Source organism: Streptomyces sp. GESEQ-35, from assembly GCF_017948485.1.
Classification (GTDB): domain Bacteria; phylum Actinomycetota; class Actinomycetes; order Streptomycetales; family Streptomycetaceae; genus Streptomyces.
The window spans coordinates 15,464-40,542 of sequence record NZ_JAFFSX010000038.1; the positions used below are offsets into that span (position 1 = coordinate 15,464).

General features: G+C 70.4%; 22 protein-coding genes, 4 tRNA genes and 1 other RNA gene. 12 read left to right on the forward strand and 15 right to left on the reverse strand.

Annotated features, from left to right (window positions below; all coding sequences use genetic code 11):
• Positions 1-30: 30 nt before the first annotated feature.
• The 7 genes from KCH87_RS44655 to purS all read right to left on the reverse strand — a co-directional run bounded on the left by KCH87_RS44655 (position 31) and on the right by purS (position 6,021).
• Complete coding sequence (locus tag KCH87_RS44655; RefSeq protein ID WP_210593704.1) at positions 31-828, reverse strand: maleylpyruvate isomerase family mycothiol-dependent enzyme; 798 nt, start codon at positions 826-828, stop codon at positions 31-33.
• 53 nt (positions 829-881) lie between these two features.
• A complete protein-coding gene (locus tag KCH87_RS44660; RefSeq protein WP_210593705.1) occupies positions 882-1,235 on the reverse strand; it encodes a hypothetical protein in 354 nt (117 codons plus the stop codon).
• Positions 1,236-1,266: 31 nt separating this feature from the next.
• Positions 1,267-2,001 carry a SigE family RNA polymerase sigma factor gene (locus KCH87_RS44665; protein ID WP_247197760.1) on the reverse strand — a complete coding sequence of 245 codons (735 nt, stop codon included), beginning with the start codon at positions 1,999-2,001 and terminating at the stop codon, positions 1,267-1,269.
• A 160-nt stretch (positions 2,002-2,161) separates the two neighbouring features.
• Entirely contained in the window at positions 2,162-2,530 is a 369-nt protein-coding gene (locus KCH87_RS44670; RefSeq protein ID WP_210593706.1) for a hypothetical protein, read from the reverse strand.
• A gap of 295 nt (positions 2,531-2,825) precedes the next feature.
• Complete coding sequence (gene purL, locus KCH87_RS44675; RefSeq protein ID WP_210593707.1) at positions 2,826-5,084, reverse strand: phosphoribosylformylglycinamidine synthase subunit PurL; 2,259 nt, start codon at positions 5,082-5,084, stop codon at positions 2,826-2,828.
• Complete coding sequence (gene purQ, locus KCH87_RS44680; RefSeq protein ID WP_210593708.1) at positions 5,081-5,761, reverse strand: phosphoribosylformylglycinamidine synthase subunit PurQ; 681 nt, start codon at positions 5,759-5,761, stop codon at positions 5,081-5,083. The genes purL and purQ overlap by 4 nt, the downstream gene beginning before the upstream one ends.
• Complete coding sequence (gene purS / locus KCH87_RS44685; RefSeq protein ID WP_007383088.1) at positions 5,758-6,021, reverse strand: phosphoribosylformylglycinamidine synthase subunit PurS; 264 nt, start codon at positions 6,019-6,021, stop codon at positions 5,758-5,760. Before purS ends, purQ begins: the two co-directional genes overlap by 4 nt.
• A 278-nt stretch (positions 6,022-6,299) precedes the next feature.
• Between purS and KCH87_RS44690 the strand changes: the two genes are divergently transcribed.
• The 8 genes from KCH87_RS44690 (at position 6,300) to KCH87_RS44725 (ending at position 10,808) form a co-directional block, all read left to right on the forward strand.
• Positions 6,300-6,617 (forward strand): Lsr2 family protein, encoded by a 318-nt coding sequence (locus KCH87_RS44690; protein ID WP_210593768.1) that lies wholly within the window; start codon positions 6,300-6,302, stop codon positions 6,615-6,617.
• 136 nt (positions 6,618-6,753) lie between these two features.
• A tRNA-Gly gene (locus KCH87_RS44695) sits at positions 6,754-6,825 on the forward strand.
• 80 nt (positions 6,826-6,905) lie between these two features.
• Positions 6,906-6,978 (forward strand) — tRNA-Gly (locus KCH87_RS44700).
• Positions 6,979-7,118: 140 nt separating this feature from the next.
• Positions 7,119-8,078, forward strand: a complete 960-nt coding sequence (locus KCH87_RS44705) for an ABC transporter ATP-binding protein (protein WP_210593709.1) — start codon at positions 7,119-7,121, stop codon at positions 8,076-8,078.
• A gap of 26 nt (positions 8,079-8,104) precedes the next feature.
• Complete coding sequence (locus KCH87_RS44710; RefSeq protein ID WP_210593769.1) at positions 8,105-8,848, forward strand: ABC transporter permease; 744 nt, start codon at positions 8,105-8,107, stop codon at positions 8,846-8,848.
• A gap of 17 nt (positions 8,849-8,865) precedes the next feature.
• Positions 8,866-10,107, forward strand: coding sequence for a sensor histidine kinase (locus KCH87_RS44715; protein WP_210593710.1), 1,242 nt, complete (start codon positions 8,866-8,868; stop codon positions 10,105-10,107).
• Positions 10,104-10,712, forward strand: coding sequence for a response regulator transcription factor (locus tag KCH87_RS44720; protein ID WP_210593711.1), 609 nt, complete (start codon positions 10,104-10,106; stop codon positions 10,710-10,712). Before KCH87_RS44715 ends, KCH87_RS44720 begins: the two co-directional genes overlap by 4 nt.
• A 23-nt stretch (positions 10,713-10,735) precedes the next feature.
• Positions 10,736-10,808 (forward strand) — tRNA-Gly (locus KCH87_RS44725).
• 43 nt (positions 10,809-10,851) lie between these two features.
• On the opposite strand, the gene KCH87_RS44730 is transcribed toward KCH87_RS44725, so the two are convergent.
• The 6 genes from KCH87_RS44730 to ffs form a co-directional block, all read right to left on the reverse strand.
• Positions 10,852-11,751 (reverse strand): phosphoribosylaminoimidazolesuccinocarboxamide synthase, encoded by a 900-nt coding sequence (locus tag KCH87_RS44730; protein ID WP_210593712.1) that lies wholly within the window; start codon positions 11,749-11,751, stop codon positions 10,852-10,854.
• 71 nt (positions 11,752-11,822) lie between these two features.
• Positions 11,823-13,325 (reverse strand): N,N-dimethylformamidase beta subunit family domain-containing protein, encoded by a 1,503-nt coding sequence (locus KCH87_RS44735; RefSeq protein WP_210593713.1) that lies wholly within the window; start codon positions 13,323-13,325, stop codon positions 11,823-11,825.
• Between the two features lie 215 nt (positions 13,326-13,540).
• Positions 13,541-15,514 (reverse strand): hypothetical protein, encoded by a 1,974-nt coding sequence (locus tag KCH87_RS44740; RefSeq protein ID WP_210593770.1) that lies wholly within the window; start codon positions 15,512-15,514, stop codon positions 13,541-13,543.
• Positions 15,515-15,890: 376 nt separating this feature from the next.
• Positions 15,891-17,141: a phosphoribosylamine--glycine ligase gene (purD, locus tag KCH87_RS44745; protein WP_210593714.1), complete on the reverse strand. Its 1,251-nt coding sequence runs from the start codon at positions 17,139-17,141 to the stop codon at positions 15,891-15,893.
• A gap of 123 nt (positions 17,142-17,264) precedes the next feature.
• Positions 17,265-19,682, reverse strand: coding sequence for a DNA polymerase III subunit gamma and tau (locus KCH87_RS44750; RefSeq protein ID WP_210593715.1), 2,418 nt, complete (start codon positions 19,680-19,682; stop codon positions 17,265-17,267).
• Between the two features lie 78 nt (positions 19,683-19,760).
• Positions 19,761-19,859, reverse strand: an RNA gene (gene ffs / locus KCH87_RS44755) — signal recognition particle sRNA small type.
• Positions 19,860-19,931: 72 nt separating this feature from the next.
• Here ffs and KCH87_RS44760 point away from each other — a divergent pair.
• Positions 19,932-20,019 (forward strand) — tRNA-Ser (locus tag KCH87_RS44760).
• A gap of 160 nt (positions 20,020-20,179) precedes the next feature.
• Here KCH87_RS44760 and KCH87_RS49775 read toward each other — a convergent pair.
• Entirely contained in the window at positions 20,180-20,842 is a 663-nt protein-coding gene (locus KCH87_RS49775) for an arsenate reductase ArsC (RefSeq protein WP_210593716.1), read from the reverse strand.
• Positions 20,835-21,275, reverse strand: a complete 441-nt coding sequence (locus tag KCH87_RS44770; RefSeq protein ID WP_247197763.1) for a low molecular weight phosphatase family protein — start codon at positions 21,273-21,275, stop codon at positions 20,835-20,837. The genes KCH87_RS49775 and KCH87_RS44770 overlap by 8 nt, the downstream gene beginning before the upstream one ends.
• Before the next feature lie 356 nt (positions 21,276-21,631).
• Between KCH87_RS44770 and KCH87_RS44775 the strand changes: the two genes are divergently transcribed.
• Genes KCH87_RS44775 through KCH87_RS44785 form a run of 3 tightly spaced genes read left to right on the forward strand, consistent with a single transcriptional unit; the run spans position 21,632 to position 25,025 of the window.
• The gene (locus KCH87_RS44775; RefSeq protein WP_210593771.1) at positions 21,632-22,270 is read left to right on the forward strand and encodes an ABC transporter ATP-binding protein; all 639 of its coding nucleotides are present in this window, start codon (positions 21,632-21,634) and stop codon (positions 22,268-22,270) included.
• Between the two features lie 32 nt (positions 22,271-22,302).
• Positions 22,303-23,763 (forward strand): hypothetical protein, encoded by a 1,461-nt coding sequence (locus KCH87_RS49780; protein ID WP_247197765.1) that lies wholly within the window; start codon positions 22,303-22,305, stop codon positions 23,761-23,763.
• 44 nt (positions 23,764-23,807) lie between these two features.
• Positions 23,808-25,025, forward strand: a complete 1,218-nt coding sequence (locus KCH87_RS44785; protein WP_210593717.1) for a wax ester/triacylglycerol synthase domain-containing protein — start codon at positions 23,808-23,810, stop codon at positions 25,023-25,025.
• Positions 25,026-25,079: the final 54 nt, after the last annotated feature.

Consider the following 25,079-nt stretch of genomic DNA (forward strand, 5'->3'; position numbering starts at 1 on the left):
GTTATGACTCTGTTGTCATGTGCCTGTCCGTCAGCTGAGGAGTGGCAGCAGCGGCCCGAGATCCGCCCGCTCCCCGCTCGCGCTGACCTTGGCGTCATGGAGGGCAGCCTTCCACTCCGTCCGCCCGGTCGCGAGCCGGATCCAGGTGAGCGGGTCGGTCTCGACGACGTTCGGCGGCGTGCCCCGGGTGTGCCGGGGCCCTTCCACACACTGCACGACGGCGTACGGCGGGATCCGCACCTCGGTCGAGCCACCGGGCGCCCTGGCGGCGAGCGCATCGGCGAGCAGCCGGGTGCAGGCGGCGAGGGCCTGACGGTCGTACGGGATGTCCAGGCCCGGGACGGCGGCGTTCAGGTCGTCGGTGTGGACGACGAGCTCGACGGTGCGGGTGACGAGGTAGTCGGCGAGCGGCAGGGCGCCCGCGTTGGTCTCCAGCAGCCGGGTGCCGGCGTGGGTGTCGAGCTGCTCGGCGAGGCCCTGCGCGATGTCGGCGAGGTAGGTGTCGAGGTCGGGGTGTTCCTGGACGAGCCTTTTCGTGAACTCATCGATGGCCGAGGAGCTGGCGGCGGTCTCGAACGGCCAGTCGAGGAGCACGGCGTCCTGCTTCGGCGGCTCCGGCAGATCGAGGGAGCGCCCGATGGCCGTGAGCGCCATCCCGATGTGCGCGACCAGTTCCCGTACGGTCCACTCGCCGAGCCGGGTGGGGAGCGCGAGCTGCCCGGGCGTGAGGCCGCGCACGGCTTCCTGGACGTGCGCGAGCTGGGCGAGGACCGCGGTGCGGATCTTGGCGGGATCGTAGGTGCGGGCGCGCTTCTTGGCCGGGGGCATGACGGCGAGCCTAGGCCCTGAGGATGGCCGGGGGGCTCGGTCCCCGCCCTCGGTCAGGGATGGGGAACCGCGTCCGTGCCGTCGTCAGAAGGGTCGGGCGAGGCGTTGACCGCGTCCGTGGGGGTGGGTGACACCGAGGGGGTGTTCGAGGGAATCGTCGGTGACTGCCGTTCCCAACGCGCCGACACGAGCAGCACGGCGGCCACCACGGCCGCCAGGGCCAGCAGCGCCACGGTCCGGCGGACGGGCCGGCTGACGGACAGCCGGAACCGCACCTGCCGGGTCGGCGGTACGGCGGGCCGCAGATCGGACAGCTCTACGGAGTGGGTCCGCGCCCGCAGCGCGTCGCTCAGTCGCTGTTCGAGGGGATCCGGGGGCAGGCCGGAGCCGGGGTCCTGTTCGATCATCGGGGTGCCTCCGGGATCACGTGTGGCTTCGTCACGGGGCCTCCATCTGTCTGCGCAACGCAGCCAGCGCCCGGCTCGCGGTGGACTTGACCGCCCCACAGGACAGCCCCAGGGTCTCGGCGATCTGAGCCTCGCTCAGGTGGGACCAGTACCGCAGCACCAGCACCTCACGCTGCCGCCGGGTCAACCGGTGAAGCGCCGCGATCACCTCACCGTGCTCCTCACGCAGCAGTACGGGTTCTTCGGCCGAGGGTGCGTGCCCCGCACGCTCGGGCACATGGGCCCGTACCGTGCGGCGGCGGCGCAACACCGAGCGCGAGGTGTTGACCACACTGGTCCGCAGATAGGCGTCCGGATTGTCCAGCCCGGCCAGCCGCTCACCGTAGCGGCGGTAGAGCGCCGCGAAGACGTCCTGCACCACATCCTCCGCCGTGGGAAGGTCATCCACCAGAAGAAGCGCCAACCGGACCAGATGCAGACGACGGTGGGCGTAGAGCTCATCGATACCCGGCTGCTCATCGACGTCCGACTCACCGAAGCCCGCGTAGCCGGCCGGTGAACCCGGCACCGACGGCAGCCCGCCCGCCGGGGTGTCCCCGCCCCGGTACGACACTCCACGCACCAGCCGGCCCCACGCCCGGCGCAGCGCATCCCCCCACCCACGCACCGAGCAGCCCACGGGTCTGTACCCACCCGTCGGCACACCGTGGACCGGGACCAAAGCCGAGGCGGGGGCCGGGGCGGCCGGGATCGTCGCTGCCTTCATGGATCTCCTAGACATCATGGTCTTCACACCCCCGCCCGGACCGGAATCACCGGACGCGGGGACGGTGGAGCTGCCGGGCCCCACACCCGGCAGCTCCACCTCGGGCCACCGCTGAACAACCGAAGCCGATCAGCGGCCCACGCCCTCCGTTCTCCGACCGTCAGTGCTTGACGGCACCGACCTCGACATCCACGTAGGAGTCGGGCTTCCCGAGGTCGTCGTCCCCACCCGGCACCGCCTCGACCGGGTCCCCACCGGGCTCCGGGTCCTCCACGCAGTCGTCGACGGGCTCCGCGTCGACCGGGTCCTCGTCGTCGACCGTGGCGTCCTTGTAGGAGTCGGGCTTCGCGACGTCGTCGTCCCCACCCGGCACCGCCTCGACCGGGTCCTCGACCGGCTCCGGCTCCGCGCACACGTCGTCGACCTTGATCTGCGTGGCCGACTTCTCAGGGGCGGGACCGGAGTTGTCGGCGTGGGCGGTGAAAGTGCCACCGAGGGCGAGCGCTGCGGCGGCAGCGGTAGCTCCCATGGCGAGACGCACTCGGCGCGAGAGGAGGCTGCTTCGGGCGGTCTGACCTTCAGACATGTGATTCCTCGAATCGTCGATCGTGACTGGTTCCGGCGGCCACCGCCACAGGTGGCTACCCGTGGCGAAGGCCTTGGCTGGAGGCGCCTCCACCCGGACAGACGTTCCGACCCCACCGAGGTTGCAGGTGGGACGAGACTTTTCTGCGGGCCCGGGCACGCCGAAGGCCCCGGCCGGATTTCCGGACGGGGCCTTCAGCTACGTACAACCGGCTACGTACAACCGGACTGCTTCGCCGTTACGCAAGCAGCGCCGGGATCGTCTCCTCGTGGGCCGTCCGCAGCTCCGCCAGGGAGAGCGCGAACTCGCCCTGGACGTCCACCGAATCCCCGTCGACGACACCGATGCGGGTGACGGGCAGACCCCGCGCCCCGCACATGTCGTTGAAGCGGAGCTCCTCGGAACGCGGCACGGCGACGACCGCACGTCCCGCCGACTCCGAGAACAGGAAGGTGAAGGCGTCGAGCCCGTCGGGGACGATGAGCCGCGCGCCCTTGTCGCCGAGCAGCGCCGACTCGACCAGGGCCTGGATCAGACCGCCGTCGGAGAGGTCGTGCGCGGAGTCGATCATGCCGTCGCGGGAGGCGGAGATCAGGATCTCGGCCAGCAGCCGCTCCCGCTCCAGGTCGACCTTGGGGGGCAGGCCGCCGAGGTGGTCGTGGACGACCTGCGACCAGGCCGAGCCGCCGAACTCCTCGCGGGTGTCGCCGAGGAGGTAGAGCAGCTGGCCCTCCTCCTGGAAGGCGACCGGCGTGCGGCGGGCGACATCGTCGATGACGCCCAACACGGCCACCACCGGGGTCGGGTGGATCGCCACCTCGCCCGTCTGGTTGTACAAGGACACGTTGCCGCCGGTCACCGGGGTGCCCAACTGCCGGCAGGCGTCCGCCAGTCCGCGCACCGCCTCCGCGAACTGCCACATCACCGCCGGGTCCTCGGGCGAGCCGAAGTTCAGACAGTCCGACACCGCGAGCGGCTTGGCACCCGTCGTCGCCACATTTCGGTAGGCCTCTGCCAGCGCCAACTGCGCACCCGCGTAAGGGTCGAGCTTCGCGTAACGGCCGTTGCCGTCGGTCGCGATGGCGACACCGAGGCCGGACGACTCGTCGATGCGGATCATGCCCGAGTCCTCGGGCTGGGCCAGCACCGTGTTGCCCTGCACGAAGTGGTCGTACTGCGAGGTGATCCACTTCTTGGAGGCCTGGTTCGGGGAGGCGACCAGCTTCAGGACCTGGTCCTTCAGCTCCGCCGAACCCGCGGGCCGCGCAAGCTTGCCCGCGTCGTCGGCCTGAAGGGCGTCCTGCCACTCCGGGCGCGCGTACGGCCGCTCGTACACCGGCCCGTCGTGCGCCACGGTCCGCGGGTCGACGTCGACGATCTTGCCGCCGTGCCAGTAGATCTCGAGCCGGTCGCCGTCGGTGACCTCACCGATCACCGTGGCGATGACGTCCCACTTCTCGCAGATCTCCAGGAACCGGTCGACCTTCTCCGGCTCGACGACCGCGCACATGCGTTCCTGCGACTCGCTCATGAGGATTTCCTCAGGAGAGAGAGTCGAATCACGCAGGGGTACGTCGTCCAGCGTCACGGTCATGCCGCCGGAGCCGTTGGACGCCAGCTCGGAGGTGGCGCAGGAGAGGCCCGCCGCACCCAGGTCCTGGATGCCGACGACCAGCTTCTCCTGGAACGCCTCCAGGGTGCACTCGATGAGCAGCTTCTCCTGGAAGGGGTCACCGACCTGGACCGCCGGACGCTTGCTCGGCTTCGCGTCGTCGAAGGTCTCACTCGCCAGGATCGAGGCACCGCCGATGCCGTCACCACCCGTACGAGCCCCGTACAGGATGACCTTGTTCCCCGCGCCGGACGCCTTCGCCAGGTGGATGTCCTCGTGCCGCATCACACCGATGGCACCGGCGTTGACCAGCGGGTTGCCCTGGTAGCAGGAGTCGAAGACGACCTCGCCGCCGATGTTGGGCAGACCCAGGCAGTTGCCGTAGCCGCCGATGCCGGCGACGACACCCGGGAGGACACGCTTGGTGTCGGGGTGGTCGGCCGCACCGAACCGCAGCGGGTCGACGACCGCGACCGGCCGCGCCCCCATCGCGATGATGTCGCGCACGATGCCGCCGACACCGGTCGCCGCGCCCTGGTAGGGCTCCACGTACGACGGGTGGTTGTGCGACTCGACCTTGAAGGTGACCGCGTAGCCCTGGCCGACGTCGACGACACCGGCGTTCTCACCGATGCCCACGAGCAGCGCATCGCTCTGCGGGGCCTTCTCGCCGAACTGGCGCAGATGCACCTTCGACGACTTGTACGAGCAGTGCTCGGACCACATGACGGAGTACATGGCGAGCTCGGCGCCGGTGGGCCGGCGTCCGAGGATCTCGACCACCCGCTCGTACTCGTCCTTCTTCAGGCCGAGTTCGGCCCAGGGCAGCTCGACGTCGGGGGTCTCGGCCGCGTGCTCGACCGTGTCCAGAGGCGTCCGGCTCATGCGTTGACCAGCTTCTTGAGGATCGAGGTGAAGAAGGGGAGGCCGTCGGTGCGGCCCGACCCGATGAGGGGCTCGACGGCGTGCTCCGGGTGCGGCATGAGGCCTACGACGTTGCCGGCCTCGTTGGTGATGCCGGCGATGTCGCGCAGCGAGCCGTTGGGGTTGAAGTCCACGTAACGGAACGCGACCCGACCCTCCGCCTCCAGCTTGTCCAGCGTGTACTCGTCGGCGACGTACCGGCCGTCCATGTTCTTCAGCGGGATGTGGATCTCCTGGCCGGCCGTGTAATCGGCGGTCCAGGCGGTCCCCGCGTTCTCCACCCGCAGCTTCTGGTCGCGGCAGATGAAGTGGAGGTGGTCGTTGCCGAGCATCCCGCCCGGGAGGAGGTGGGCCTCGGTGAGGATCTGGAAGCCGTTGCAGATACCGAGAACCGGCAGCCCGGCCTTCGCCTGCTCGATGAGCGTCTCCATCACCGGCGAGAAGCGGGAGATGGCGCCGGCCCGCAGATAGTCGCCGTAGGAAAAACCGCCGGGCAGCACCACGGCGTCGACCTGGTGGAGGTCCTTGTCCTTGTGCCAGAGAGCGACGGGTTCGGCACCCGCGAGTCGGATCGCGCGCTGTGTGTCGCGGTCGTCGAGACTGCCCGGGAAAGTGACGACGCCAATACGAGCGGTCACTTCGCGGCCTCCGCGACTTCCTCCACCTTGACGGTGAAGTCCTCGATCACCGTGTTGGCGAGGAAGGATTCCGCAAGATCATGGATGCGGGCGAGCGCGGCCTCGTCGACCGGCCCGTCAACTTCCAGTTCGAATCGCTTTCCCTGACGTACATCGGAGATCCCGTCGAAACCCAGCCGCGGCAGTGCGCGCTGCACCGCCTGGCCCTGGGGGTCGAGGATCTCCGGCTTGAGCATGACGTCGACTACGACGCGTGCCACTGGCACTCCCGGTGTTGTGGTGCTGAGCAGGTTCCTACAGGTGTGTTCAGACTACCCGCACAAAATTTCTACGCGCGTCGACTTGTAGGAACCTACGTGACCGCTGTCACGATCCGGCATCAGAAGCCGCGTTCACGAAAATTTCCGGGAAAGATCCCTGATCTACACCCGATGCCTATTGCGCTCGGACACGCGGAAGGATTTAGTCGGGCTTCACATTGCATTGCTGGGCACTGTACAAATGAATTGGCAAGTGCCGCATGAAGGGACCGATATTCGTGGCGCAGAAGGTCGTGGTCACCCTCTTTGACGACATCGACGGTTCCGAAGCGGCGGAGACGATCGCCTTCGGACTCGACGGCAAGTCGTACGAGATCGACCTGAATCAAACCAATGCCAAGAAACTGCGTAAGGCGCTCGCGCCGTACGTGGACGCCGGCCGCAAGCGGTCGCGCTCCGGCAAGGCATACCGGCAGACCGAGGTCGCCCCCGACCCGGCGGCCGTCCGGGCCTGGGCCCAGGCCAACAAGATGGAGGTCCCGGCGCGCGGGCGAATCCCGAAGAAGGTCTACGAGGCGTTCGCCGCGGCACAGTAAGGCGCCGCTGCCGTTGTCCTCAGGCCGTGTCAGCGGGCCCTGAGGACAGCCGACTTGCGCTGCACCCCTCCTGATCAGCTAGAGTCTGGAGCACGCCGCCGGGCAAGGCCGAAAAGGCCCAGCTCACGGAGTACATGCGGGTGTAGTTCAGTAGTAGAACATCCCCCTTCCAGGGGGAAGGCGCAGTGTGCAATTCCTGTCACCCGCTCTGCATCGCCGTCCCGGTCACTCTTGTGGATCAGGTAGGCTGGTGCTCGCGCCGGTCGGTGAGAGCCGGTCGGATGCAATGCGGACGTAGCTCAGTTGGTAGAGCGCAACCTTGCCAAGGTTGAGGTCGCGAGTTCGAACCTCGTCGTCCGCTCTCTTTTCGAAGCCCCTCGGTCGATCCGACCGGGGGGCTTTCTCGTGCCCCCGCTGCCCTTCGGGCCGTCTGACATTTGTCACGCCGAGTGATGACAGCGCGCACTGCTGTCGGGCCCCGTCCGACGGGACGCTGAGGTCATGGACACCAACGAACACGATCACGTGATCGAGGTCACCGACCTGAGGCGTGTGTACGGGGGCGGGTTCGAGGCGGTACGCGGGGTCAGCTTCTCCGTGGCCCGCGGCGAGCTCTTCGCGCTGCTCGGCACCAACGGGGCCGGCAAGACATCGACCGTCGAACTGCTGGAGGGGCTCGCCGTGCCGGCCGGGGGCCGGGTGCGGGTGCTGGGCCATGATCCGTACGCCGATCGGGCCGTCGTACGACCGCGGACCGGTGTGATGTTGCAGGAGGGCGGCTTTCCGTCCGAGCTGACCGTCGCCGAGACCGCGCGGATGTGGGCCGCGTGTACGAGTCGGGCGCGGCCGGTGGCGGAGGCGCTGGAGCTGGTCGGGCTCGCGCGGCGGACCGACGTACGGGTGAAGCAGTTGTCCGGGGGTGAGCGGCGGCGGCTGGATCTCGCGCTCGCGCTGCTCGGCGACCCGGAGGTGCTGTTCCTGGACGAGCCGTCGACCGGGATGGACGCCGAAGGGCGCCGGGACACCTGGGAGTTGGTGCGGTCGCTGCGCGAGGCCGGTACGACCGTGCTGCTGACCACGCACTACCTGGAGGAGGCCGAGCAGCTCGCCGACCAGCTGGCGATCATGCACGAGGGCCGGATCGCAGCCGCCGGTACGCCCGCCGAGGTGACGGCGTCCCAGCCGTCCCGGATCTCCTTCGAGCTGCCCGCGGGGTACTTCGTCGGAGACCTGCCGCCGCTCGCGCAGCTGGGGGTGAGCGCGCACGAGGTGGACGGGCGTGTCGTACGGCTGCGGACACAGGAGCTTCAGCGGACGGCCACCGGGTTGCTGATGTGGGCCGCGCAGGCCCAGGTCGAGCTGCACCGCCTCGATGCGCGGTCGGCCTCGCTGGAAGAGGCGTTTCTGGGTATCGCCCGGGAGGCGTCCGACGCTCCCGCCGCCGAGAAGGAGTACGTGTGAGTACCGTGACCACGCCTGCGGGGCGCATGGCCGCCCTCGCCCGCGCCGAGCTGACGCTGTTCGGGCGCAGCAAGGCCACGCTATTCTCGGCACTGTTCGTGCCGCTGGTGGTGCCGATCAGTGTGCGGTCGGCGTTTCCGGAGTCCGAGCTCGATGACGCCGGGCTCACCGTCGGGCTGGTGATGCTGAACGCCGCGATCGGGTTCTCGCTGCTGTTCGCCGTGTACTCGGCGCTGGTCGGCGTCTTCACCGCGCGGCGCGAGGAACTCGTGCTCAAGCGGCTGCGCACGGGGGAACTGCGGGACACGGAGATCCTGGCGGGAGCCGCGACACCGGCCGTGGCGACAGGGCTCGTGCAGTGCCTGCTGCTCGCGGCCGGACTCACCGTCCTGGTCGACATCCCGGCACCCAAGGCCGTGTATCTCTCCGTCCTGGGGGTGCTGTTGGGGCTGGTGATGTGCGTGGCGCTCGCGGCCGTCACCGCGAGCTACTCACGGACCGCGGAGAGCGCACAGGTCACCACGCTGCCGCTGCTGTTCGTCTCCATGCTCGGCTCCGGCATCGCCATCCCGCTGGAGACTCTGCCCGACGGGCTGGCCTCCGTCCTCGAACTGCTGCCGCTGACGCCGGTGATGAAGCTGGTACGGGGCGGCTGGACCGGGGATCTCGCGGCGAGCGAAGCGCTCGCCTCCATGACGATCGCGCTGGCCTGGACCGTGGTCGCGGTGTTTGCTGTACGGCGGTGGTTCCGGTGGGAGCCGCGGCACTGACGGACGGGAGCAAGGGTATGCGGGGGCCGGAGAGCTGGTGGCGGGGGAAGAGCACGCCGGCGAAGGTGGAGACGTATACGCGGTGGTCGTTCCACTCCTTCGCGGTGGCCGAGATCGCGGCCGTCGGACTGAGCGCGTTCAGCCAGGTGGGGAGCCAGTTCGCGGTGTGGCTGATGGTGACGGTGTGCGCGCACGCCGCGCTCGGCATGCTCACCGCCGCTCGGGCGCTCGACTGGACGCGTGGACGTCGTGAGCAGCCCCTGAGGCTGATGTGGACACTGGGTGTGACCTCGGCGCTGATCGCGTTCGGCACGATGTTCCTCGCTCGCCGGATCCTGGACGACGCCGATGCCGACGCCGCGGCGGGCGGCCTCGCCGCAACGGTGCTGATCATCGGCGTCGGCATCATTGCGCTCGGTATCCGCGCCCGACGACGCGTGCTGATGCTGATGGCGGGTTTCACCGCGGGCGCCTGTGCCGTGTCGCTCGCGCTGGGTGCCCCGTGGTCCGACGCGCTCACCGTGGGCCTCGTGCTGCTGGCCGGTACTTCCTTCCTCTCCTTCACCTCCGCGTTCTCCGTCTGGCTCCTCAACGCCGTCTTCGCACTCGACGAGGCCCGCGAGACCCGAACCCGGCTCGCCGTCGCCGAGGAGAGGCTGCGGTTCGGACGGGATCTGCATGACGTGATGGGGCGGAACCTCGCGGTGATCGCGCTGAAGAGCGAGCTGGCCGTGCAGCTGGCGCGGCGGGGGCGGCCGGAGGCCGTGGAGCAGATGATCGAGGTGCAGCGGATCGCTCATGAGTCGCAGCGGGAGGTACGGGATGTCGTACGGGGGTATCGGGAGTCCGATCTGTCGGTCGAACTCGCCGGTGCGCAGGGGGTGTTGACCGCGGCCGGGATCGACTGCGAGGTGTCCGCCTCGGCCGAGGGGCTGCCGCTCGACGTGCAGTCGGCGCTCGGCTGGGTGGTGCGTGAGGCGACGACGAACGTGCTGCGGCACGGTGACGCCTCGCGGTGTGGGATTTCGGTGCGGGTGAGGGAGGGGCGGGTGGTACTGACCGTGGAGAACGACGGGACCCGTACGACGTCCGGCTCCGGTGGATCGGGGCTGGCGGGGCTGCGGGAGCGGCTGGCGGCGGTGGACGGGACGCTGGAGGCGGGACCGGTCGGGGAGGGTGTGTTCCGGGTGGTGGCCGAGGTACCGGTGAGGGCGGGGGCGGCTTCGCAGGCGTCGGCCGTGAGTGGGGTCACCTCATGACCGTGCGGCTGCTGCTCGCCGACGACGAGCACCTCATCCGGGGTGCGCTCGCCGCGCTGCTCGCGCTGGAGGACGATCTCGTGATCGTCGCCGAGGCGGCCACCGGTCCTGAGGCGCTGGCGATGGCACGGGCGCACGCACCCGACGTCGCCGTACTGGATCTTCAGATGCCCGGCGCGGACGGTGTGAAGGTCGCCACATCGCTGCGTGCCGAACTGCCCGGCTGTCAGGTGCTGATCGTGACGAGTCACGGTCGCCCCGGGCATCTCAAGCGGGCCCTTGCTGCCGGTGTGCGCGGGTTCGTCCCGAAGACGGTGAGCGCGCGGCGGCTCGCGGAGGTCATCCGCACGGTGCACGCCGGAAACCGCTACGTCGACCCGGAGTTGGCCGCCGACGCGATCTCCGCCGGGGATTCGCCGCTGACCGCGCGGGAGGCCGAGGTGCTGGAACTCGCCGCCGACGGGGCGCCCGTATCGGAGATCGCGGAGCGGGCCGCCCTGTCGCAGGGGACCGTACGGAACTATCTGTCGTCGGCCGTCTCGAAGCTCGGGGCGGAGAACCGGCACACGGCCGTGCGGCTCGCGCGTGAGCGGGGTTGGGTATAGTTGTTCTCGCGCCACGGCGCAGTGCGGACGTAGCTCAGTTGGTAGAGCGCAACCTTGCCAAGGTTGAGGTCGCCAGTTCGAACCTGGTCGTCCGCTCTGTATCGAGACCCCGGTCGGAACCGACCGGGGTCTTCGTCGTTCACGCCCAGCTCGTGCCCGTCAGCCGTTCGTACGCCTCCACGTACTTGGCGCGGGTCGCCGCCACGACCTCCTGCGGCAGCGCGGGCGGGGGCTGCTCGCTCTTCCGGTCCCAGCCGGACTCCGGCCCGGTGAGCCAGTCGCGGACGAACTGCTTGTCGTACGACGGCTGCGGGCGGCCCGGCTCCCACTGGTCGGCGGGCCAGAAGCGGGAGGAGTCCGGGGTGAGGACCTCGTCGGCGAGGACCAGCGTCTCTCCCTCGAAGCCGAACTCGAACTTCGTGTCGGCGAGGATGATCCCGCGGTCACGGGCGATGTCGCGGCCCCGGCCGTAGACGGCGAGGGTGGCCTGGCGCAGCTGGGCGGCCGTGTCGGCGCCGACCTGGCGGGCGACCTCCTCGTACGAGACATTCTCGTCGTGTTCACCTACGGCCGCCTTGGTGGCCGGGGTGAAGATCGGGGCGGGGAGCTCCGAGCCGTCGCTCAGCCCCTCGGGGAGGGCGAGGCCGCAGACCGTACGGGACTCCTTGTACTCGGCGAGGCCCGAGCCGGTGAGGTAGCCGCGGGCCACGCTCTCGACGGGAATCATCTGGAGCGACTTGCAGACGAGGGTGCGGCCCTCCCATTCGGTGGGGGCGCCGGCGGGCAGGTCGGTGCTCAGGACGTGGTTGGGGATCAGGTCCGCCACCTGGTCGAACCACCACAGGGAGAGCTGGGTGAGGACACGGCCCTTGTCGGGGATCTCCGTCGGCAGCACCCAGTCGAACGCGGAGATGCGGTCGCTGGCGACCATCACGAGGTCTCCCGCCTCGTTCTGGTACAGGTCGCGCACCTTGCCGGTGTGCAGATGCACCAGACCCGGAACCTGGAGGGGCTCGGGCTTTTCAACGAATCCGGACACGGTTCCTCCCCGTGGTGATGTCCAAGTGAGCTGATTCTCCCGTATGGGGAGGTGAGCTTGGACCTTGGGGTTCAGTCGCGTTTGCAGATGCGGTCCAGGAGGTTCGCCGTGGCCCGCTGGATACGGGGGTCCACGTGGCCGGGGCGGTCCAGGGACGGGGACCAGGCGAACGTTCCGGACGCGAAGACCAGGGAGCCGGACGGGGCGCGGTAGAGAGAGGTCTCCTGGTGGCGTGCGGCGCCCTCGCTGTCGGTGTACGGGGAGTGGGCGAGCAGGATGCGGTTCTCGTGCTCGGGGAGCGGAGTGCGCGGGAAATAGCGGTCGGCCTCGCCCGCGACCAGCCCGTCGATCTCGTCGCCCTCGTGTGCGCCGGTCGCCTCCCACAGCCAGTGGCCGGCGTTGCGGACGATCAGGGGGTGCGGCTCGGGTACGCGGCCCGCGTACTGGATGCCGACCAGTTGCTGCTCGGGCCGGTCGATCTCACGCCAGAGGACGGGTCTGCCCGGCCCCCGCCGTTTTCGGCAGGTGAGCAGGCGGTCCGGGACGCCGGACGGGGACGGGCCCAACTCCACCTGCCAGTACATGGTGTTGGCGGAGAGGAAGACCAGGGAGGTGCCGTGCTCGCGGGCGAGTTCCGTGGTGCGGCGCATCGCCGGCGACCAGTACTCGTCGTGGCCGGGGAAGACCAGGCCGCGGTAGCGGGCGGGGTCGATCCGGCCGGCGTGCAGGTCGCGGGTGTCGGCGTAGGCGAGGTCGTAGCCGTAGCGCTCGGCCCAGCGGATGAAGTCATAGGCGTGGCCGACATGGAGGGGGAGGCCCGCGCCGGCGTACGGACGGTCGAAGGAGACCGTGGTCGCGGCGTCGGCCTCGCCCAGGAGACGGCCCTGCTCGTCCCAGGCGTGGTAGAGGCTGGCGCCGGTGCGGCCGTCCTCCGGGTAGAGGTTGTAGGCCTGCCAGGTGATGTCGGGCAGGAGGAGCAGCAGGTCCGCGGGGTGGTTGTCGCGGACGGTGAACGGCACGTGGGAGCGGTAGCCGTCGGCGGTGGTGAGGACGGCGACGTAGGCGCCGATGCTCCAGTACGACGGGATCTGTAGCCGCCACGACAGCCACCAGTGGTGGCAGGAGACGGTCCGGTCGGCGGTGAGCGGGGGCGGCTGGACAATGCCGGACAGCCGGGGGCTGGTGGTGATCTTCGCTGCGCCGTCGCCGCCGTAGTGGCCGATGCGGTAGACGTCGACGCTGAACTCCTGGGGCGGGTCGACGGTGATGTGGAAGTCGACGGCCTCGCCGGGGGCGACCGCGCCGGTGGAGACGAAGCCCTTGATCTGGCGCTTGACGTCGTCGGCGGAACGGGGGCCGCCGGTGCCGCTGCGCGGAGCGGGGACCCTCGGGGCGTCGGCGGTGGTGGCCGTCGGCTGCTGGACCGGGTCCACATACCAGGGGACGACATGGCCGGTGTCGTCGAAGTAGGTCTCGCTGCCGCGCAGCCAGGGGACGGGGCCCTGGCCGAAGGGGTCCGTCACCGCGTGTGCCAGCGCGCCCGACTCCCAGCGGCGGATCTGCTGCGACCCCATGCTCGCTCCCCTCCCTGGTGCCCCCGTGTTCGTACGTCGTGTGCGTGTCTTATGTCGCAAGCCCTTGCCATGTGCGCGATCGGTCCCAGCACATCACATAACGCACGCACCCTGTCACTATTCGTTGCGAATTGGCCGAAAGTGGAATGGGGGCTTCCGGTGGGACGCGGTCCCACATTCGGCCCGGCCTCCGATGAGGGTCCGATGGGGGTCCGTCAGACGAGACGGACCGGCTTCTCCGGGCGTATCCCCGACTCCACCAGCCAGGCCCGCAGCGGGGCAGGGTCGCCGTCCTCGATCAGGCTGAGGACTCTGGGGGTCAGGTCGGCGGCCCGCTCTCCGTTGACGATGAGGGACGGGCCGTCGAGCCAGTCGAGGCCCGGGGTCGCCCCCGCGGTGTCCATCGCGGCGCAGCACACCATCGCCGTGACGTGGTCGGCGAGCAGCTCACGGGCGGTGCGGGGCGGTTGCAGCGGGAAGAGCGGGAGCGTGCCGTCGTCCCAGAGGGCGGTGTCGGGGCCCTGGCCGGCGGCCGACGCCTTCCGTTCGGCGGGGGCCGCGGCTTCCTCTCGGGCCAGCTCGGCGGTGAGGACCGCGGCGAGCGCCGAACTGCGCTCGGTGCCTGCGTCGCTGTCGGCCGGGTCTTCTTGGCGTACGGAGGCTTCGGGACCGGGGGGTGGGTCGTCCCGTCGGGCGGAGGCTTCGGGACCGTGGGTCGCGTTCTCCCGCCGGGCGGAGGCTTCGGCACCGTGGGTCGCGTCGTCCCGCCGTACTGAGGCGTCGGCACCGTCGGCCGGGTCCGCTTGCCGTACGGAGGCATCGGCACCGTGGGGTGGGTCGTCCCGCCGGGCGGAGGCTTCGGGACCGTCGGCCGGGTTCTCCCGCCGGGCGGGGGTGTCGGTGCCGGTGTCCGGTGGGTCCGACAGGTGGTCGAGGACGCGGGCGAGGGTCGGGTCGGCGGCTGCGGGGGCGGTGTGGTCGGGGGAGCGGCGGACGCCGAGGGTGTCCAGGACACGGTGGAGGCGGGCCGCGTCGATGCGCCATTTGCGGTCGACGACTTCCTCCGGGTACTCCTGCCAGTTCACCGGGGACCAGTCCGGGCCGGGCTCGGCGGGGCCGCCGTGGAAGAGCCGGGCGGCCAGCAGTGAGGCCGCCTCGTCCACCGTGCCGGGCTCTTCGAGCAGGTCGCAGGCGGGACGCTCGCCCAGCCGTGAGGCGAAGCCCTCGGCCAGCCGGTCGCGGCGGGACAGCTCGGTGAGGGCGGCCACGACACCCGCGTCCAGCCGGGACGGCCAGCGGCCCATCCGCCAGGCGGGCAGCGCCACGCGCGTGAGCAGCCGGTCCCAGCCCGCGTACGCCAGGCCGACCTGTTCCTGCGCGACGATCCGCAGTCCGTAATCCACAGCCTGTGCACGCTCGGCGGCCGCGGCGGCCACACCCCGCTCCATCTCGGCCGCGTGCCCCCGGCAGCTGCGCAGCAGCAGACGGGCGACCCAGCCGACGCCCGCGAGCACCGTGCGGGACACGGGGCCCCGGTGGGGCGCCGAGGTGACGGCCACCGCCGCGTCCAGCCCCCGCACGAAACGGCGGGCCGCTGCTATGTCGGGGTGCGCAGACGGTCCCGTACCGGCGACCACCGGGGCGAGGACCGCGCGCAGCTCGCCGACGCGCATCCACCAAAGGAACGGGGAGCCGATCACCAGGACTGGGGCGGCGGCGCTGCGGCGGTGGGCGTGCCTGCCCAGGCCCGCTATCTCATCGCCGTCCTCCGGCGGGGGCGGGCCGTGGGACGGATGCGTACGGTCCTCCAGCCAGCTGTCGCAGTCGGGTGTGAGCGCTATGGCGGAGGGGGCGGGGACGTCGAGGCGGTCGGCGAGGTCGCGCACCATCCGGTACAGATCGGGCGCCGACTCCTCGGCGATCGGGACGGTGGGGCTCACGGCGGGACGCGAACGGGCGACGACCAGCGCGATGCCGCCGGCGGCGAGCAGCACGAGCACGGCGACCGGGATCACGACCCAGCGGACGGTGTGCCAGCCCGCACCCACGAGATGGCCGGTGGAACCGCCGGCCAGCAGCACCACGGCGAGAGCCGCGGGCAGCAGCGCGACGGCAAGCGCCCGGCTGCGGATGTGCAGCACGGCGAGAGCCCGGGAGCGCGCGGACAGTGCGCCCGCCTCCCCACCCATACCGGTCACGACCGGATGTCACCCCCTCCCTGCTGTCCCGTACGGCGGCATGTGGGGCGTCCACTGTGACGGTGTCCGTCACAGTGGTCGCCGCCGACCGCCCTGGCGTTGCTCACTCCCCCACTGTGGCACCGACCACTGACATCGCAATGCCGGTGGGCCAAGTGCCGGAACGCTTGCGCCGCACCCTAGTTGGGGCCCCGGCCCTCGTCAGCCGTATGGGGACCCGGTCACTCGATGGAATGGCTTTGGGGAAAGGTGGATGACGGACCGCGAGGATCAGGCCCCGAATCCATAGACGGGTTCGGGGCCTGGAGGGTTGGTCGGTGACCGGGTTCTGGGCGGTTTTGGCCTCGGTTTTGGCCTCGGTTTTGGCCTACGCGTCCGCTGCCTTCGCGGCGATGTCCGTGCGGTACTGGGAGCCGTCGAGGTGGATGCGGGAGACGGCCTGGTAGGCGCGGTCGCGGGCCTCGGTGAGGTTCTCGCCGGTCGCCGTGACGGAGAGGACGCGGCCACCCGCGCTGACGACCGCGTCGCCGGCGCGCTTCGTCCCGGCGTGCAGCACGTATGCGTGCGGGGCGTCCTGGGCGGCCACCTCGGCGAGGCCGGTGATCGGGTCGCCGGTGCGCGGGGTGGCGGGGTAGTTGTGCGAGGCGACGACCACGGTGACCGCCGCGTCGTCGCTCCAGCGCAGGGGCGCGAGGTCCTCGAGGGTGCCGTTCGCCGCCGCGAGCAGGACGCCGGCCAGCGGGGTCTTCAGGCGGGCGAGGACGACCTGGGTCTCGGGGTCGCCGAAGCGGGCGTTGAACTCGATGACCCGTACGCCCCGGCTGGTGATCGCGAGACCGGCGTAGAGCAGACCGGAGAACGGGGTCCCGCGCCGCCTCATCTCGTCGACCGTGGGCTGGAGGACGGTCTGCATGACCTCGTCGACCAGCTTCGGGTCGGCCCACGGCAGCGGGGAGTACGCGCCCATGCCGCCGGTGTTCGGGCCCTCGTCGCCGTCCAGGGCGCGCTTGAAGTCCTGGGCGGGCTGGAGCGGGATGACCGTCGTGCCGTCGGTGACCGCGAAGAGGGAGACCTCGGGGCCGTCCAGGTACTCCTCGATGACGACGCGCTCACAGGCGTTCGCGTGTGCCGCGGCCGCCTCGATGTCGCCGGTGACGACGACGCCCTTGCCGGCCGCGAGCCCGTCGTCCTTGACGACGTACGGCGCGCCGAAGGCGTCGAGTGCCTCGTCGACCTCCGCGGGGGTGGTGCAGACGTACGACCGGGCCGTCGGGACGCCGGCCCCTGCCATGACCTCCTTCGCGAAGGCCTTGGAACCCTCCAGCTCCGCGGCCTCCCTGGAGGGGCCGAAGACCGGGATCCCCGCCTCGCGCACGGCGTCGGCGACCCCGGCGACGAGCGGCGCCTCCGGGCCTACGACGACCAGATCGGCGCCGAGCTCGGCGGCCAGCGCGGATACGGCCGTGCCGTCCAGGGCGTCGACCTGGTGCAGCTCGGCGACCTCGGCGATGCCGGCGTTGCCGGGGGCGCAGTGCAGCGCCGTGACGCCGGGGTCGAGGGACAGGGAACGGCACAGGGCGTGTTCGCGGGCGCCGTTTCCGATGACGAGGACCTTCACAGGGCTCAGCCTATCCGGCGGTGGGCCGCGTGAATTGTGCGGGTTGCCGAGGGGCCGGGGGCTGTCTGCTTGGAGCTTCCTCCCAGGTGCGGCCGTGACCACTCGTTCGAGGCGTGGTCATGCCTACTCGTTGGTGAACTCCTCCACCACCGTTGCGCCCAGCTCCTTCACGATGAGCTCGTGGCCGGAGAGCGCGGACTCGTCCAGGTCGGGGTCGTCGTCCTCGGGGATGTCGTCCTCGGGGGATACCGGGGGTGGCTCCGGGGCGGACGAGGGCCGGGGTGCGGGGGCGGCGGGAGCCGGGGGCGGCGTGGGTGTGGCGGGCGTGGGCTGGGGGGGCGCCGGGCGCGGGGGCGGGGGCGGCGTACTGCCGCCGCCATGGCCGCTTCCGCCGCCGCCACCGCCGTAGCCGCTTCCACCGGCGCTGCCGCCACCGCCGTAACCACCACCGCTGTTGAAGCCGGAAGGGCCGCCGGAACCGCCGGGCGGTGGGGGTGCCGAGCCGCCGGACGGGTCGACGATGGCCTCGATCTTCCACTGGACGTTGAACTGCTCGGCCAGCGCCTGCCGCAGCACGTCCTCGCTGCCGCTGCTCGCGAAGTTGTCCCGCGCGCCGGCGTTGACGAAGCCGACCTGGAGGGTGGTGCCGTCGAAGCCGGCCACCTGGGCGTTCTGGCTGAGCAGGATCCAGGTGAAACGGCGGCGGTTCTTGACGGCTTCGAGGATGTTCGGCCAGACCGTGCGGGGGTCGAGGCCGCCGGGCGGGGCGGATGCGGGGGGCGGTGCGGGTGGGGCGGACGACGGTGTGGGCGTGGACTCAGGTGCGGGTTCGGACGCGGGTGGGGGTGGGGGTGTGCTCGGGGGCTGGCCGCCGCCCGCCGGGGCAGCCGTGGGCCAGCCGCCGGGGCGTCGGCCGCCGCCGGCGGGGGTGGCGGTGGGCCAGGCGCCGGGAGCGGAAGCGGCGGGGGGCTGGGAGGCGGGGGCAGGAGTGGGCGTGGCTTGGTCGGGCTGGGCTGGCTGCGGTTGCTGCGCCTGATGCGAGTGCTGGGTGTGCTGGGGTTGCTGGGGTTGCTGCCGGCCCTGCTGCGGCTGACCGGCGTCGGAAGGGTCGCCGGCCGGGCCGGTGGTCGCCGGCGGGACCGGCCCTGCCCCCGACGCCGTACCGCCGTCCGGGCCGGTGGCTCCCATCGCACCCGACCCGGGACCGCCGGAGCCCGGACCGGCTCCGGCCGGCGCCCCCGAACCCCGCACGGCAGCCCGGGCCGCTGCGGCCCCGCCCCCCGGAGGAACCGGAGCACCCATGGCGCCGCTGCCGGCATCGGCGTGCGCCTCGGGCCCCGGCACGTACCCCATGGCAGGCGCCGCGCCGCCCGCCGAGAAGTTCACGCCCCGCTCGAGCCGGTCGAGGCGGGCCATCACGGACCGCTCGTCCCCGTACGCGGCGGGCAGCATCACGCGGGCGCAGATCAGTTCGAGCTGGAGTCGGGGCGAGGTGGCGCCCCGCATCTCGGTCAGGCCTTCGTTGACCAGGTCGGCGGCACGGCTGAGCTCTGCGGCACCGAAGGTGCCGGCCTGGGCCTGCATACGCTCGAGCACATCGGAGGGGGCGTCGATGAGCCCCTTGTCCACCGCATCCGGAACGGCGGCGAGGATCACCAAATCCCGCAGCCGCTCGAGCAGATCGGCGACGAAGCGACGCGGGTCGTTGCCCCCCTCGATGACACGGTCCACGACCTCGAAGGCGGCGGCCCCGTCACCCGTGGCGAAGGACTCGACGACGGAGTCGAGCAGCGAGCCCTCCGTGTAACCGAGCAGCGAGGTGGCCATGGCATACGTCACACCGTCGGCACCGGCCGCGGCGAGCAGCTGGTCCATGACGGACATGGAGTCACGCACCGACCCGGCGCCGGCCCGCACGACGAGCGGCAGCACACCGTCCTCGACGGGGATGTTCTCCCGCCCGCACACCTCGCCGAGGTAGTCCCTCAGCGTCCCCGGCGGAACGAGCCGGAACGGATAGTGATGGGTCCGCGACCGGATGGTCCCGATGACCTTCTCGGGCTCGGTGGTGGCGAAGATGAACTTGAGATGCTCCGGCGGCTCCTCGACGACCTTGAGCAGCGCGTTGAAACCGGCAGACGTGACCATGTGGGCCTCGTCGATGATGTAGATCTTGTAGCGGCTGCCGGCGGGCCCGAAGAAGGCCTTCTCCCGCAGCTCACGGGCGTCGTCGACACCACCGTGCGAAGCGGCGTCGATCTCGATGACGTCGATCGATCCCGGGCCGTTCCGCGCCAGGTCCTGACAGGACTGGCACTCGCCGCACGGGGTCGGTGTGGGTCCCTGCTCGCAGTTCAGACACCGGGCGAGAATGCGCGCGCTGGTCGTCTTGCCGCACCCGCGCGGGCCGCTGAACAGGTACGCGTGATTGACCCGGTTGTTCCGCAGCGCCTGCTGCAACGGGTCGGTTACATGCTCCTGCCCGATGACCTCGGCGAACGACTCCGGGCGATAGCGGCGGTACAGCGCGAGAGACGACACGCATACGAGGTTATAGGCGCCCACTGACAACACGCCCCGCCCACCGACCCGGCCCCCGAGAACCCACGAGTCCCCGGGCACACAAGCGCCCCCCACGCACCCGCCAGAGCCAACCTACCCTTGCTGCCTTCCGGCCCTGGGGGAGTTCAGTCAGATAGCGCCGCGTGAGGGGCTGCGCCCACAGTACCCGATGCCGGCCAGCGGGAACGAGTTCGCTAGCACTCCTCAACGTCTTGTATTGTTTGCGGCGGAGGATTCGCCTAGAGGCCTAGGGCGCACGCTTGGAAAGCGTGTTGGGGGCAACCCCTCACGAGTTCGAATCTCGTATCCTCCGCCAGTGCCTCACCGGGCACGATGTCGAAGGGCCCCACCGTTCGCGGTGGGGCCCTTCGTCGTGTGTGGTCTCAGTTTTGGTCTCAGTTCGCGTGATGGGACCGGAGCGAACTCGGTGAACAGTGATCTGGTTCATCGTGCCAAGCAGAGCCTGAGAGAGCGCGTCAGTGCTGTGCCGGGACGCCGAGTTCGTCGAGGAGTCCGCGGACGCGGCGCTCGATGTCGTCGCGGATGGGCCGGACGTCGTCGACGGCCCTGCCTGCGGGGTCGTCCAGGGTCCATTCCAGGTACCGCTTGCTGGGGAAGACCTGGCAGGCGTCGCCGCAGCCCATGCTGACGACGACGTCGGCGGCGCGGACGATCTCGTCGGTCCAGGGCTTGGTGAACTCGCGGGAGATGTCGATGCCGCGCTCGCTCATCGCGGCGATGGCCGCCGGGTTGACCCCGTTCCCGGGTTCGGAGCCGCCCGACCAGGCGACGGCGCCCCCGCCGGCCAGGTGTTGGAAGAAGCCCATGGCCATCTGGCTGCGTCCGGCGTTGTGGACGCAGAGGAAGAGCACGATCGACTTGCCGTCGGTGTGGTGGCCTTCGACCTTGGCCAGGGCGTGCAGGCACTGGCGGGCGAACCGTTCGGCCAGGAGCGGGAGGAAGTTGGGGATCGTGCTGCGGCCGGCGAACTGGTCGTAGCTGGAGTTCAGGAAGCGTTCGATGGTCTCCTGGCCGAAGGTGCCGTCGAACTGGCGGCTCAGGTGGGTGGCGGCGGTGCGCAAGGCGAGTTGCTGATCGATGCTCAGGTTGCGGTGCGGGACGGGCGCGGTTTCAGTCATCGCTACCTCCGGGAGGGCGGACGGCGGGCGCCAGCCGGTCGACCCGGTCGGCGAGATCACTCAGGGCGTCGGCGAAGGCGTCGGCGAAGGCGTCGCCGGTGCCGGTGCGGGTGGGGTCGGGGACCGACCAGTGCAGACGGTCGGGGACCTTGGGGCCGAGCTGTTCGTGAGCGTTGTCGCAGACGGCGATCACCAGGTCGTCCGGGCGCAGCGTCTCGTCGATGTGGGAGGTCCGGGCAAGGGCCAGGGACAGGCCGTGCTTGCGTGCGGTCGCCACGGCACGGGGGTGGACGCGTGACGCGGGCTGGGTTCCCGCCGAGGCGGCGGGCACGGTGCTGTGGCGCTTCCACAGGGCTGCGGCGAGGTGGGCGCGGGCGGAGTTGTGAGTGCAGACGAAGACCACGCGGGGCGCCGTACGTAGGGGTGTCGGCATGGTGTCGGCCAGGGCGTGCACGCGCAGGCGCAGGTAGGTGTGCCCATGTCGGAAGCGCGCAGGTTCGCAGAATCTTGGACGTCATGGGTACGGAAGCCGTACGCAGATCGCTTCGCAGACCTGCTTGCCGTTCCAGTTCGCCGTCGCCTGCTCCGGCGGAGGGGCGTTCACCGAATCCCGTACGGCTGCTGTTCGATGCGTTCCAGCCCGTCACCGGTTCCGCTCAGTGTCGTTTTTGATCACGTTGGCGGTCGGTTGGGCGGGGACTGGATGGTGACCTTGTTGCTACAGGCTGCGAGTGCGCGACGTGGGTGGCTGACCAGTGGGCATAGGGGTTGCTTGTGGGCGGCGCAGTTGTGGCTGTGAGCCGGCCGGTTCTTCGTATCAGGGATGTCCGCAAGAGTTATCGACGACGTCCGGTGCTGCGAGAGGTGTCGCTGGATCTGTCTCCAGGGCAACTGGTGGGCATCGTGGGCGAGAACGGTGCCGGCAAGAGCACGTTGCTGCGCATCCTCGTGGGCGACCTCGCACCGGACGGAGGCGTTGTGGAGCGTCATGGGGTGGTGGGCAGTTGCCCGCAGGACGCCGTTCTGCACAGTGCCTTCTCGGTCGAGCAGCATCTGCGGTTCTTCCAGGCGGCCTACGGCCTGGACCGTCTGGATCGGGCCTATGAGTTGCTCGACCAGCTGAAGTGCACGGGCTACCAAGGCGAGCGCCTGGAGACCCTCAGCGGCGGCACCCGGCAGAAACTCAACCTGGTTCTGGCGCTCATGCACGATCCGCAGGTATTGCTCCTGGACGAGCCCTATCAGGGCTTCGACTGGGAGACCTACCTGGGGTTCTGGGACCTGGCAGCGGCACTGCGCGATCGGGGCTGTGCGGTGCTGGTGGTATCCCATCTCGCCTACGACGCGGCCCGTCTGGACACCCTGTACCGGCTCGACGCGGGGTTCCTGCGCGAGACGGAGCAGACGGCTGCCGGTGGGGGATCGTAGTGAATCGCTGGTGGTCATGCTTCGGTACGGCGATGCGGTTCGCGGTCGTCGAACAAGCCCGCAACAGGCTGGCGCTGATCCTTGTGGTTCTGTTCGTTCCGCTGTGGACGACTCTGGCCTTCGAGGTCGTTGCCCGCTTGCCGCTGCGCTTCTACGTCCGTCCGGTCGGCCGCCATGTGGTCATGGACGGCAACATTTTGACTCAGGTGACCGGGGCACTGCAGGCACTGGCGCTGGTGGTCGGTTTCATGATGTTCGTCGCCACGGCCCGCTCAGTGCTCTTCGACCGGCGTCTGGTGCAGGCGGGCTACCCGCGGTCGTGCCTGGCCGTGGCGAAGTGCTCCTCGCTCGTGTTGGTGGCAGCCGCGGTCGCCGTGTACGCCACCGCGTGGGTGCACCTGTTCTGGCGGCCGGTGCAACCCGTGGTGTTCGCCGCGGGAATGTTCACTGGTGCTCTGGTTTACGGCGGCATCGGCATCGTGCTCGCGGCGGTGCTGCGCAGCGAGCTGGCCGGCATGTTCTTGGCGATCATGATCAGTTCCATCGATCTGCTGTTGCAGAACCCGCTGATCAATCCGAACGCGGACAGCGCCCTCGTGCGCTACCTGCCGGCCTACGGGGCAGTGCAGAGCTCCGTTGCGGCCGCCGGACTGCATGGCGTGCCCTGGAGCGGCCTACTGCTGGGAGCTGGATGGGCGCTGGGAACAGCAGCGTTGGGCATGGCCGCCTTCGCCGTACGCACCCGCACGCACTCGGCGGCTGTCGTTGTGGGGGTGGGCGTTCGTGCAGAGTTGTCGGAACCGGGATGGCAGGGGCTTTGGGTGTCCGAGCAGGGGACCGCAGGGATGGACTCGGCGGAGCATGCTTCGGGCCCCGCCCATCTGGGCCATGCGGCGCGGGAGTTCAGGTCGGCGTCCCGTGGTGAGGCGCCCGTCGCGTGGCTTGTGAGCGAGGGGTTCGAGCCGAAGAACTGGATGGTGTTCCTGACCGTGCTGTTGGGCTGGCACGCTGACGGTTTCGCAGGTGCCGGCTGGGGTCTGTTCGCGGCTGTGTTCACTGCGGTGCTGCCCACGTTGATCCTGGGATTCGGTGAGCGGCACCACTATTGGGGCGACCGGCAGGTGCGTCGGCGCCAGGACCGTGTCGTGGCCGCCCCTGGTGTCCTGGCATCGGTCATTGTCGGCACGGCGCTGCTGTTTGTGCTGGGGGCTCCGAGCGAGGTGAGCGCGTTGGTCGCCGCGATGCTGGCCGTCCTTCTTGCCTTGCTGGTCATCACCTTCTCCTGGAAGGTGTCGGTGCATGCGGCCGTCGCCGCGGGCGCCAACGTCATCCTGGTGTCGGTCTTCGGGCCCTGGGCCGGCTTGCTGGTCCCCGTGGTCGCGTTGATCGGCTGGTCCCGGATCCGACTGCGCTGCCACACCGCCGCCCAGGTCATCGTCGGGGCCATCACGGGAGCAACTGTCGGCGGCGTAGCGTTCGGTCTCCTGCGGTGACAGGTCCGCGTGACTTCCCCGGTCCCAGCCCCGCTGATCTCCTCATGTGCGACACCGAACGGCGCGCGGAGCACCCCGACGCCATGTCGACCGTCGGAGCGGTGCTGCACCTGACCGGCACCGTCCCCGACTTGGCGGACCTGCGAGATCACGTGGCCGCATGCCTTTCCGGGCTGCCCTGTCTGACGCACGTGCTGAGCGGCGACGGGCCGAAGGCGCACTGGGTGTCCGCCACCCCGGACATGGAGCGTCACATCGTTGCCGTGCAGGTGGGCAGGGAACCGCAGTCCCTGGACGCCGCGGTGCGCGGCCTGCTGCGAGAGCCTCTGCCGGAAGGAGCCCCGGCCTGGCGCATGGTCCTGCTGCACGGTCATGTGACGGACGGGTTCGCGCTGCTGTATCTCGCCCACCACGCGGTGCAGGACGGCGGCAATCTGGTCGCGGTGACGGAGGGTCTGTTCGGGTCTTCCCTGCTGCCCGATCAGTCGGCCGTGGCGCGAGGAGTACCGCGCGCACCGCGGCCCCGGCCGGGGCAGATTTTGCGGAGCACCGCGACGCTGCTGCGCCACTTCAGGAAGCACGGTCTGTGGAAGGCTCCGTCCCAGCCGCTGTCCAGCCGCCGCCACCTGCTGCTCACCCAAGTGCCCACTGCCTGGCTGCGTACGGCAGCCCGCACCGGCAGGGCCAGTACCAACGACGTCTACCTCGCCGCCCTGGCGCACGCGATTGCGGAATGGGCCGGAAGCGGATGGCCGCGCGCCGCGGATATTCCGATCCCCGTCATGGTCCCCGTCAACCTCCGCACGGCCGACGAAGTAGCGGCTCCCGGCAACCGGCTGTTCCTGACCGGCGTCGCCCTTCCGGGCGGCAACATGCCCTTCGCCCGACGGCTGGCGCTCACCCGCGCGGCCACCGCTGCCCTGAGATCCGCCCAACACAAGGCAGTTCTCCGCACAGCCCTCGCCCGGCTTCCGCATTGGGCGCTTCAGCGTCTGGTGGCGATGAGTACCGATCCTGGCCGGCTCACTGTCTGCGCCTCGTCCTTCGTACTGCGCCACCGACTTCGCTACGGCGACGCAGTGGTGAACCGCGTGGATCCCCTCATCTGCTGCCCACCGGGTGTTCCTGCGGCGGTTGCCATGTGCGTCTACGAGGACGTGGCGAGCGCCTGCTTCCGCATCGACGAAGCCCTCCCGGACGCCGAGGGCCTCCCCGCCCGCTGGCGTCAGGCCCTTGAAGAGATGGCCGCCCCGAGCCAGTGAGCTGCGCGCCGAGGTCCGCTCCGTTACTCGATGGCACAGAGCGGACGCTGTCTT

Coding starts and splice junctions, on each gene's coding strand:
- KCH87_RS44655 (WP_210593704.1), bottom strand. CDS start 828: ATGCCCCCGGCCAAGAAGCGCGCCCGCACCTACGATCCCGCCAAGATC.
- KCH87_RS44660 (WP_210593705.1), bottom strand. CDS start 1,235: ATGATCGAACAGGACCCCGGCTCCGGCCTGCCCCCGGATCCCCTCGAA.
- KCH87_RS44665 (WP_247197760.1), bottom strand. CDS start 2,001: ATGAAGGCAGCGACGATCCCGGCCGCCCCGGCCCCCGCCTCGGCTTTG.
- KCH87_RS44670 (WP_210593706.1), bottom strand. CDS start 2,530: ATGGGAGCTACCGCTGCCGCCGCAGCGCTCGCCCTCGGTGGCACTTTC.
- purL (WP_210593707.1), bottom strand. CDS start 5,084: ATGAGCCGGACGCCTCTGGACACGGTCGAGCACGCGGCCGAGACCCCC.
- KCH87_RS44705 (WP_210593709.1), top strand. CDS start 7,119: ATGGACACCAACGAACACGATCACGTGATCGAGGTCACCGACCTGAGG.
- KCH87_RS44710 (WP_210593769.1), top strand. CDS start 8,105: ATGGCCGCCCTCGCCCGCGCCGAGCTGACGCTGTTCGGGCGCAGCAAG.
- KCH87_RS44715 (WP_210593710.1), top strand. CDS start 8,866: ATGCGGGGGCCGGAGAGCTGGTGGCGGGGGAAGAGCACGCCGGCGAAG.
- KCH87_RS44720 (WP_210593711.1), top strand. CDS start 10,104: ATGACCGTGCGGCTGCTGCTCGCCGACGACGAGCACCTCATCCGGGGT.
- KCH87_RS44735 (WP_210593713.1), bottom strand. CDS start 13,325: ATGGGGTCGCAGCAGATCCGCCGCTGGGAGTCGGGCGCGCTGGCACAC.
- KCH87_RS44740 (WP_210593770.1), bottom strand. CDS start 15,514: ATGGGTGGGGAGGCGGGCGCACTGTCCGCGCGCTCCCGGGCTCTCGCC.
- KCH87_RS49775 (WP_210593716.1), bottom strand. CDS start 20,842: ATGACTGAAACCGCGCCCGTCCCGCACCGCAACCTGAGCATCGATCAG.
- KCH87_RS44770 (WP_247197763.1), bottom strand. CDS start 21,275: ATGCCGACACCCCTACGTACGGCGCCCCGCGTGGTCTTCGTCTGCACT.
- KCH87_RS49780 (WP_247197765.1), top strand. CDS start 22,303: ATGCGGTTCGCGGTCGTCGAACAAGCCCGCAACAGGCTGGCGCTGATC.
- KCH87_RS44785 (WP_210593717.1), top strand. CDS start 23,808: ATGTGCGACACCGAACGGCGCGCGGAGCACCCCGACGCCATGTCGACC.